We start from the raw sequence: 7,462 nt of genomic DNA, 5'->3' as shown, positions 1-7,462 counted from the left end.
CGAAGCCTATTGTAATTATTTTCTAATAGACTTCGATTACAACAGAGATTATTTTTCACAACATTAATTAAAGAACCTATATTTTTCATAATTATCTTTTCTATTTATACTTTAAGTTATCCTAGGAGGAATAAATTATGGAATTTTATCAGCAGTTAAGTCAGTATTATGATCAAATCTTTCAGTATGATTCAAAAAAATTAGAATTTTTAGGAGAATATTTAGATAATCAGGCTAGAGTTTTAGATGTTGCTACTGGAACTGGGACTTATGCTTTAGCTTTAGCTGATTTAGGTTATCAGGTATTAGGGATTGATTTAAGTGAAGATATGATAGAGCTTGCTAAGCAGAAGGCAGTAGAGCGGGAGATAGCAGTCGATTTTAAAGTGGCTGACATGAGAAAGGTAAATCAGTTAGCTGCTCCGGAGAGTTTTGATTTAATTATTTGCTTAGGGAACTCTTTAGTGCACCTAGAGAATGAAGATGAAATTGGTGATTTTTTGTTAAAGGCTTATAATTTATTAGCTCCTACAGGTAAATTAGTGTTACAGACTGTTAATTACGATAGGATTTTAGCCCAACAGGTGGATAGCTTAGCTACTATTGAGAATGAAGAGTATGGTTTAAAGTTTTTTAGAAACTATGAGTTAGTTGATAATAAGATAAGGTTTAAAGTTAATTTAGAAACTCCGGCAGGTACTTTTGAAAATTCCGTATTTCTGTATCCTTTAGAGTCTGCAGATTTTAAAAAATTATTAACTGAAGCAGGGTTTGCAGAGATAAAATTTTACGGTAGCTTTAACTTTGCTCAATATCAGCCTTTAGAGTCTACTCCTTTGATAGCGGTAGCTGAAAAATAATTAAGACTTATAATAACGCATTGAGCTAGTCAACCTTTGATCCAATATAAATAAATTGCTTTAGAGCAGATGATAAATGATAGATGATGGAGGACAAATAAAGTTCAAAAGATAAAGATCAAGTTCTATTTGACACAGCGCCCTGAAACGACGCTTGAACTTTAGCTAGTCATTACTTTGGGAAGCTGGTTTTTGCTGACTGAGGAAGCGACACGAAGTTAGTACCCTTGCGGTGAACTCTTGGGGTGACTAAAATTTGGCTAAGTTCTGACTAGACCTTAAAACCATTTAGTTCTTTAATTTTTTAAGTTTTTATGTTTTAGTCAGATTTTAGTCGGAACTTAGTCTGTGTCAAATAGGTTTTAATGTTTTGAACTTTATCTATGCTTTATCCTTTATCATCTATCCTCAATTTAGTTTCAACTAGCATAACGAGCTATTTTCTTTGTCATAGACAAGTTCATACTTTAATAGGATATAGATAGAGCAGGAGGAATGATCTCCCAACTCAATCAGGGAATTAGAGAGGCTAACTACATAGTAGAACATAAACTTCCCTGAAAATCTATTAAAGGAGGATATTAAAATGGCTGATCAGTTATCAATTCCAGAGAGGGATGAAGAAGGGGCCTTAAATGATATATTAGAATCTACTGCTTTAGAAAGAGCAGCTTTAGCTCAATTAATTAATGCAGAGGCTGAAAAAATTAAGGGAGTTTTGGGCTTTGAAGGCATTAGTGCTGATAAGATATTGGAGTTTCAGGAAAGTGTGGATGGTATTATGCAGACGAGCATAGAGTTGCAGAAGCTAATTCAAGAGGATTTAAAGTATGTTTTGGAAATGAAAAAAGGCGGACTGTTAAACGATGAAGAAGAGGTAATGGAAGTTGAAGAGGAGATTTTAGAGGAGATTGAGGGAGATACTAAGAAAATTAAGAAAAGAATCACCAAGAAAAGTGGTGACTTGGAGTAAACGCTGATATCTTTAAATAGAGTAGGGCCCTAGCTAGTTAATAGTTAGGGTTTTTTTCTTTTGGCAAAATAAAACTACCTTAAAAGAAGTATATCCTAGCTGTAAGTGGATAATTGCCTTAATTGATAGTTAATAGGGATATGTAACTATTGACAGAAGCAGTTATCTATCTTATAATTAAACGAAAGTGAAAATCGTTCTCAAGTGAAGATGGCTTTATATCAAAAAGTTTTACTTTTATCTTTAAATGAGATTGAAATTCATTTTTGATCAACTATTTATTAAAGAGTATGAAAAATTTGAATTAAAGGTGGGTTAGTCTTTGTTAGCAAACAATATATTTAGTAAGAGTGTAGTTAAATTAATAAAAGGAGCTTTAAAAGTTGTTAAATCCTTCGAATTTTTAGGTAGTAAGTGGAGATTTTTTGGTCAAGTTTATCAACGGCTCTTTTATAAGAGTTTAGTTGAGAAAGAAATTAAAGCTGCTGGTTTGAAAGAGGGGATGAAGATTTTACATATTGGTAGCGGGCCCTTGCCGATGACTGCTATTTCTTTAGCTGAACAAGGATATCAAGTGCAAGGAGTAGATAATGATTCCCAAGCAATTACTGTTGCCAGTAATTTAGTTAAAGAGCTGGAGTTAGATGATAAAGTAAGCTTTAATAGAACTGAAGGAGTTGAAGTAGATACTAGTGTTTTTGATGCTATCTGGCTTTCTTTACATGTGCACCCTAAAGATAAGGTGCTTAAAGAGATAATTGTTGATTTAAAAGCAGGTCAAAGAATAGTTTATCGTAATCCTAGAGGGATATTATCATTGGCCTATCCTCGTTTAGAGCCAGAGACTCTTACAAATTTACCACATCAAAGGATTAAGCAGACTTTTGGCAAGGAGTCAGTTGTAATTACTAATTAAAGTTTAAGAGGAGGTTAATAGTTTTATGAAAAAAGGTATTATAGTATTACTTGTAATGAGCATTACTATATTAATATTTTCTTCGGTGGCTTTAGCACACTGTGCCTGGATTGAGTTACCGCTAAGAGCTGAAATTGGAGAGGAGATTGAGTTTGATATTTTTTGGGCCGATCCTGATGATCCAATAGATGAGCGTGATATGACTGAATTAAGTCTTCAATTTCGTCGTCCTGATGGTGAAATAGAAGATATCTCTATGGATAATCGAGAAACCTTTTATCAGGCCGGAATAGAATTTGAAAACGAGGGAGAGTATACGTTTTTTGCCGTAAGGCCACCTCATAGATATCGCATGAGTCAATATCGGGATTTTGCCAAAAGTATTACTTGGATAGGAGATGGAAGCTTTACAGAGCATCAGCCAGTAGGACATACCTTGGAGATTGTTCCTCTTTCATCTTCGGCAGAGATGGAGGAAGCTAATAAAATAGAGGTTGAAGTTTTATATAATGATCAGCCTGTATCGGGGGTAGAGGTTAAGCTTTTAAAGTCTAATGAACCTAGCGGTAGAATATTTCCAGATCTACATGATGAAGATGAGTATGAGATAGTGCTTAGTGATGTCAACGGGAGAGCAGAGTTAACTCTGGATAGAGATCATAATTATATTCTCAAAGCTAGACATCAAGTCTCAGCTAGTGATAGAGAAGAGGATTTATCTTTTTATATTAGACGAGTTATATTTAGATCTACATTATTTTTGTCGGCCTTCTAATAAGAGATAGAAAAATGGTATTCTTAGTATTAAATATTTAAAAACTGGAAGGAAGATAGCTAATGCAATCAAATGATACTAAATTAACAATTTCAGTTTATGCTTTGGTGCTTATATTTCTTTTAGTTACTTTAGCAATTTCATAATTTTTTAAAAGATAATGAGAATGGATTTCATTATCGCTATATCAAATCAATAGACACTTTAAAGTTAAGTAAATTACTTAATTTAGTAAATTGGAAGATAATATCATTACAGATAAGAGTTTTAGACGCTTGGCCCACAGTGATATTGACTATCTTGAGATTGAAGAAGATCATGATATGTATCCTATTGTAGAACAACATGAACAGATAATAGAATATTTAATAGGTAAGGACGTCAGAAGTAGTCTGGATACGCTCTATGAACAAGGTGAGGAGGAGTTTAGAAATGTCAATTTTAGTTGTTGGTGGAGATAGGCTAGGAAATATTCCTGATAAATTAAGTCAAATTGGAGCTGAAAGTATAGAACATATAACAGGCAGAAGATGTAAAAAATGTAGAATAAATAAAGGGACGGATGTAGTGCTAGTATTAACTGATTATGTTAATCATCCCTTAAGTGAAGAGGTAAAGTGTAGAGCTAAAGCTAAGGGGATTCCTGTGGTATTTAGTCGACGTTCTTGGGCGTGTATTTATAAGAAATTTGAATTTATTGGCTTGGTGAGTTAAAGAGATGGCTGTACAAGAGGAGGAGGGAAATGAGAAAGCTAAATATATTGAAGGACTAGGAATGATCATTCCTAGTCCTAATTAATTTCAATTTATCACCATCTATAGCGGATGCCTAGGGATTCAAAATCTATTAAATTGAGATCTAGATTTTGATTAAGCCTGTAAAATAAATTTATTATAGAATCATGGGTAGTCGTGTTACTGTACTTTACTCCCAGATCCTTAACTTTGAACTTATATTTCCACTTAGCCATGGCTTCTAAATCATTATTTGCTTGTTTACTTGCTCCACCTCCAAGCCATAACCTAGATAAATAACCGCTGTATAATTCGTATAATCCCCATAATCTATAATTGTTATTTTCCATTATGTCGGCTCCTAACTTAAAACGATAATTTGGTGATAAAGTAAGGTTAAACATTTTATCTCCCTGGCGATAATCATTTGTTGCTAAGCTTAGGGAGTGTTTATTTCTTTCGGGCTCAATATCTTTAAAATCAGCTCCAGGTATTTCTGCAAATAGATCTTCTAATCTCATATATTTCTTTTCATAAAGATGTTCTACCTGCGGGCCCTTAAGAAGTATAGGTACTACCATATTTTCAGCAATTAATCCGTGGTGATTTCCTTTTCTAACATAGCCTCCCCCTATAATCGGCGGTGGATTTAAAACAGTAACTATTTCTCCTATCTGAGGATTATTAAATAGTTTACAAATATTAACAGGTGCTATCGGATACTCTAAATTATAACTGAAATCTAACCACTCTTTTTCAGTCAAAAACTCTCCTTGATAGCCAGCCGAGTAATAATTAAAAGTATCTTGGCCTTGATATGAATAGCTAATTTTTTTGCCTTCAATCAAAAAAGTAACTTTACTGTCCTGGTGATAACCTATTATTTTTCCAGCTTCTGCCCGAAAAAATGCATAATCAAGAACAGTTTCATCAATCAACTTTTGAGCCACTCTTTTTTTATTTTGAGGATTCTTTAAGTGGAGATTTGGATGAGCATAGTTTAAAACTTCATCTCCTACTGCTGATTCTACTCGTTTTTTAATATCTATAGTGCCCTCATCATAGCTCATACCGTGATCGGAATAGATAATAACATTTACATCATCAGCTAAACTACTGGTTAATAAGCCAAAAAAATCGTCAAATTTATATAAACTTCTTTTCAAACTTTCCTCTCCTAACATATGACCGTAAGTATCGGTAGCAAACCAGTAATATTCCACTGCACCATACTTCTCTAATAAATCAGGCAGATTTAAGATAGCCATGCCGCCAAAGGTTGATAACATGGGTACTCCATAGATATAGTTGCTTTGAGCACGCCGCTGAGATGTTGATACCATATTTCTGAAAACTCCAAATTTCCCTCTGCTTTCTTGGGTTTCAGGATCATATCTGTCCCAATCTACCAGTTTTCCTTCTTCGATTCCTTTAGCTTCTCTGATTCGGGAGACAACTACTTGGGTGAAAGGTGGATAATAGGTGATTCCATGTTTGATTACTCCTGCCTCAGCAAAAAAGTCTTGTAAATTTTCTAAGTTTCCAGCAGCCCATTCTTCTTGAAAAAGTTTAGAAGAAATTCCATCTACGTGGAATAATAAATATTTGTGTTCATTTGTTTGACTTTGTTGGTAAGTTAAAGCTTGAGCTTTATTAGTTTCGGGAAAGCCAAGTCCAGTAATTAATAAGCTACCTACTAATTGTCCAGTTTTTATTAAAAATTTACGTCGAGATAATTTGTTTTTTTGCTTATTCATTGTTAATCCTCCAATTCCAAGGTTGAAGTAATTATATCATATTAATTATTAAATGAAAAATAATTAATATGGAATTGCTAAGTAAGTATTGCTCATCAGTGTATGTATTTGAGAATGATATTTATTATAATTTCTCAAAAAAGCTTGACAGTGAGAATGATATTCATTATAATACTACTAAAGAGGTAGGAATTCTAAGTCAAATTAATTTAGGAGGGGAAGAAATGATTAATAAGAAAGCTTTAACAGTATTAGCTTTAGTAATGGTTTTGGTAACTGGTATTATTATAGGCTGTTCTCCAGATAGCGAACAGGAGGAAATAACGATTTATTCTGGTAGGTCTGAAAATTTAATCGGGCCCGCTTTTGAAAAGTTTACTGCTGAGACAGGAATTGAAGTAAATGTGCGCTATGGAGATACTGCTGAGTTGGCAGCTACTATTTTAGAAGAAGGTGAAAATACTCCGGCGGATGTCTTCTTTGCTCAAGATGCTGGAGCTCTAGGAGCCTTAGCTCAGGCTAATCGACTTCAAGTTTTACCTGAAGAGTACTTAGAGCAGGTTGATTCTAGATTAAGATCTCCAGATGGTGAGTGGTTAGGTACCTCTGGACGAGCTAGAGTAGTGGCTTATAACACTGATAATGTTGATCAAGATGAATTACCAGACAGCATCTGGGGCTTTACAGAACCTGAGTGGGAAGGACGGATTGGCTGGGCTCCGGCTAATGGCTCTTTTCAAGCTTTTGTAACGGCTTTACGAGTTTTAGAAGGTGAAGAAAAAGCTGAGGAGTGGCTGCGCGGAATTCAAGATAATAATCCTTATGAATATCATAATAACACTAGTACTGTAGAAGGAGTAGGCAGAGGCGAGGCAGATGTAGGCTTTGTTAACCATTATTACTTGTTTAGGTTTTTAGCTGAAGAAGGAGAAGACTTTCCAGTTAGACACCTATATACAAGTGGCGATGCTGGTTCTATGATTAATATAGCTGGAGTAGGAGTTCTGGATGTAGCTAGTAATGATGATAATGTTAATCGGTTGATAGAGTTTTTGTTGACAGAAGAGATGCAAAAACACTTCATTGAAGAGAATCATGAATACCCAGTTGTTAAGGGGATGGATATTGTTGACTTTATAGATGTCGAAGATGATTCTAAATTAATACCTTTAGCAGAGATCAATGCTCCAGAGATGGATTTAAGTGATATTGATGATTTAGAAGGAACTTTAGAGCTATTATCAGAGGTAGGAGCTCTATAGTACAATTAGTTAATTTTAAAGTTACATTTAAACCAAGATGAAATTGGCTGATTAAAAAATTCATTAAAGCGGGGAAAATCAAGTTAGGTTGGTTTTCCCTGTTTGCTTACATAGTGTAAAATAAGTATAGGTAAATTTAGTATAAAAACTAGAAAAGGGACTCCTCTTTTGATAAAGTGTTAAG

At 34.1% G+C, this 7,462-nt stretch carries 8 protein-coding genes; 7 read left to right on the top strand and 1 reads right to left on the bottom strand.

The genetic code is table 11. The features are described from left to right. The first annotated feature begins 137 nt into the window (after positions 1 to 137). The 6 genes from MWH30_RS12990 (at position 138) to MWH30_RS12965 (ending at position 4,238) form a co-directional block, all read left to right on the top strand. Entirely contained in the window at positions 138 to 860 is a 723-nt protein-coding gene (locus tag MWH30_RS12990) for a class I SAM-dependent methyltransferase (protein WP_248664525.1), read from the top strand. 586 nt (positions 861 to 1,446) lie between these two features. Next, on the top strand, positions 1,447 to 1,833 hold the full coding sequence (locus MWH30_RS12985) for an alpha-helical endospore appendage domain-containing protein (protein WP_248664524.1): 387 nt from the start codon (positions 1,447 to 1,449) through the stop codon (positions 1,831 to 1,833). Positions 1,834 to 2,155: 322 nt separating this feature from the next. Next, the gene (locus tag MWH30_RS12980; protein WP_248664523.1) at positions 2,156 to 2,749 is read left to right on the top strand and encodes a nicotianamine synthase family protein; all 594 of its coding nucleotides are present in this window, start codon (positions 2,156 to 2,158) and stop codon (positions 2,747 to 2,749) included. 25 nt (positions 2,750 to 2,774) lie between these two features. Continuing rightward, a complete protein-coding gene (locus MWH30_RS12975) occupies positions 2,775 to 3,524 on the top strand; it encodes a DUF4198 domain-containing protein (RefSeq protein WP_248664522.1) in 750 nt (249 codons plus the stop codon). Between the two features lie 275 nt (positions 3,525 to 3,799). Beyond that, complete coding sequence (locus MWH30_RS12970; protein ID WP_248664521.1) at positions 3,800 to 3,985, top strand: hypothetical protein; 186 nt, start codon at positions 3,800 to 3,802, stop codon at positions 3,983 to 3,985. Further along, the gene (locus tag MWH30_RS12965; RefSeq protein ID WP_248664520.1) at positions 3,957 to 4,238 is read left to right on the top strand and encodes a DUF2325 domain-containing protein; all 282 of its coding nucleotides are present in this window, start codon (positions 3,957 to 3,959) and stop codon (positions 4,236 to 4,238) included. The genes MWH30_RS12970 and MWH30_RS12965 overlap by 29 nt, the downstream gene beginning before the upstream one ends. A 95-nt stretch (positions 4,239 to 4,333) precedes the next feature. Here MWH30_RS12965 and MWH30_RS12960 read toward each other — a convergent pair whose 3' ends face one another. After that, a complete protein-coding gene (locus tag MWH30_RS12960; RefSeq protein ID WP_248664519.1) occupies positions 4,334 to 6,016 on the bottom strand; it encodes an alkaline phosphatase family protein in 1,683 nt (560 codons plus the stop codon). A 224-nt stretch (positions 6,017 to 6,240) separates the two neighbouring features. On the opposite strand from MWH30_RS12960, the gene MWH30_RS12955 reads away from it, so the two are divergent. Beyond that, positions 6,241 to 7,278, top strand: a complete 1,038-nt coding sequence (locus MWH30_RS12955) for an iron ABC transporter substrate-binding protein (RefSeq protein WP_248664518.1) — start codon at positions 6,241 to 6,243, stop codon at positions 7,276 to 7,278. Positions 7,279 to 7,462 lie beyond the last annotated feature (184 nt).

It is taken from the genome of Fuchsiella alkaliacetigena (assembly GCF_023227765.1).
Classification (GTDB): domain Bacteria; phylum Bacillota; class Halanaerobiia; order Halobacteroidales; family Acetohalobiaceae; genus Fuchsiella; species Fuchsiella alkaliacetigena.
This window is presented reverse-complemented; position numbering and strand designations above follow the sequence as displayed.

Bases quoted from the DNA above. Each gene is read 5' to 3' on its own strand.
- MWH30_RS12990 (WP_248664525.1), top strand. From the start codon at position 138: ATGGAATTTTATCAGCAGTTAAGTCAGTATTATGATCAAATCTTTCAG.
- MWH30_RS12985 (WP_248664524.1), top strand. From the start codon at position 1,447: ATGGCTGATCAGTTATCAATTCCAGAGAGGGATGAAGAAGGGGCCTTA.
- MWH30_RS12975 (WP_248664522.1), top strand. From the start codon at position 2,775: ATGAAAAAAGGTATTATAGTATTACTTGTAATGAGCATTACTATATTA.
- MWH30_RS12965 (WP_248664520.1), top strand. From the start codon at position 3,957: ATGTCAATTTTAGTTGTTGGTGGAGATAGGCTAGGAAATATTCCTGAT.
- MWH30_RS12960 (WP_248664519.1), bottom strand. From the start codon at position 6,016: ATGAATAAGCAAAAAAACAAATTATCTCGACGTAAATTTTTAATAAAA.
- MWH30_RS12955 (WP_248664518.1), top strand. From the start codon at position 6,241: ATGATTAATAAGAAAGCTTTAACAGTATTAGCTTTAGTAATGGTTTTG.